The organism is Bathymodiolus platifrons methanotrophic gill symbiont, from assembly GCF_002189065.1.
Classification (GTDB): Bacteria; Pseudomonadota; Gammaproteobacteria; order Methylococcales; family Methylomonadaceae; genus Methyloprofundus.
On record NZ_BDMN01000310.1, the window covers coordinates 1 to 1748 of the forward strand.

Below are 1748 nucleotides of genomic sequence, written 5' to 3' on the forward strand. Positions count from 1 at the left end.
GCTGGGATGCCCAAAACAAGCTTTCGCAAAAATAGCGACTCCCCGCCAGTCATTTAAAGGATATACAAATCAATTAGTTATATTCTTTTTACTAGATTCAAAAATGACATTATAATAATTAACAATAGCTTGCAAAGAATATTTATTAAGAATCACTAGATAAATTTAATATACAAATGTTCAAACCATTGTTATTAAAGTGATATTGCTTTCAGGAAATACGGCGAAAATATAGCCTTAATCACTATAATTCAACAACTTAATGCCTCACTGGCTGCCCCCTTGAACTTAAGTAAGTATTTAATTTGACTGATAGTGGTATTACTGGCTGACCTCTTGATTGGAAATATGATAACAAAAGACCTGAATCCATTTTTTGCTTTTCCTGTAAATTAGACGTAATAAAACAAAAGGAAAAACCATGCAAGCCTATTATGAAATTGAAACTGAAATCCCCTTGAATCATCAGTTAAAGTTACAACTACCTGATAGCATTCCAAGTGGTCACGTTAAAATTGCTGTTATTTATGAACTACCCAAAGTATCTGAAAAAAAATCGTCAAAACTCTCTGATTTTTTAGAGATATTACCTGATACGCCTGATGATAAGGGCTTGAGTCGTGAAGCTATAAATGATTATATGCAACAAGAAAGACAGAGCTGGGATTGATATGAAGTCTGTCTATTTAGATACTTGTATGGTCATTGGCTTGATTGAAGGCGATGCTGAACAGCGCAAAGCCTTAAAAAATTACTTGTCAGATAAGACTGTTTTGAGTTCTGAACTGGTCAGGTTAGAAGCACGATTATTAGCTGTTCGAGAAAATAAGCTGGAACAGCTTCAGTTATATGATGGTTTTTTCTCAGTTTGTGATTTTATTGAGTTAAATAGATTGGTTTTTGAGTTGGCAACAACATTACGCGCAGAAAATAATTTAAAAACTCCGGATGCATTACACCTGGCTGCGGCGATTGAAAGCAGTTGTGATGAGTTTTGTACCAATGATAAACATTTGCTAAAAGTATCTATACAGCACATTAAAGTTATTGATTGGGCTATGTTATTGGGAGGGTAACTCGCCTGAAGCCGTAATGAAGCACTGACTTCTTTTCTACGCTGTATCGGTATTGATAAAGTGGTTTTTCAAACAGAATTATTTCAGTTACCCGCCCTTATGAAAGGTTAAAATGACTGGTAGCAGTATTACTGGCTGACCCCTTGATTCCACTAGGTAAATCGTGCTCAATATGGCAAAAAAAGAAATAGTAATTGAAGTGATTGCTGAAATAACAGGATTAACAGAAGCAGAAATTAAACTGATCATAGAGGGCGCATAAGAAACTAATAACTCTACGGAATCGCGATCTTTAGACGCGATAAAACACAAATAAAAAAATCGAGTCTGCCCCTATTTATTCAAATAATTTCCGAAATAACAGGCTTAAGCAAAGAAGAAATGGAGTTGATTATAGAGAAAGATGATGGAAGATAGAAAACAATCGAGTCTGACCCTTTTGATTTCGAGAGATTAAAATATTTTGAACAAGAAGTTTACTCAAGAAGGGTTAACCATAAAGACAGACTTGTTTACACAACTGAAGTTTCCCAATTATTGAGTAGCTGAAATACACAATGCTGGTGTATCGAGGTTTATTTTAGGTGGTTTTGCCATGTTTATAGCAAACCCCTACTTAATTCCCCTTAGGCAATAGCATTTGAAACGAATGAAAAGACTATTTTTTTCATA

Annotated in this window: 2 protein-coding genes; both read left to right on the top strand. The window is 34.5% G+C overall.

Going from position 1 to position 1748, the window contains the following annotated elements; translation table 11 throughout:
* Positions 1 to 421 precede the first annotated feature (421 nt).
* The gene (locus CDZ78_RS16080; RefSeq protein WP_087870900.1) at positions 422 to 670 is read left to right on the top strand and encodes a hypothetical protein; all 249 of its coding nucleotides are present in this window, start codon (positions 422 to 424) and stop codon (positions 668 to 670) included.
* Between the two features lies 1 nt (position 671).
* Positions 672 to 1076, top strand: coding sequence for a type II toxin-antitoxin system VapC family toxin (locus CDZ78_RS16085; protein ID WP_167374354.1), 405 nt, complete (start codon positions 672 to 674; stop codon positions 1074 to 1076).
* The last annotated feature ends 672 nt before the right edge of the window (positions 1077 to 1748 follow it).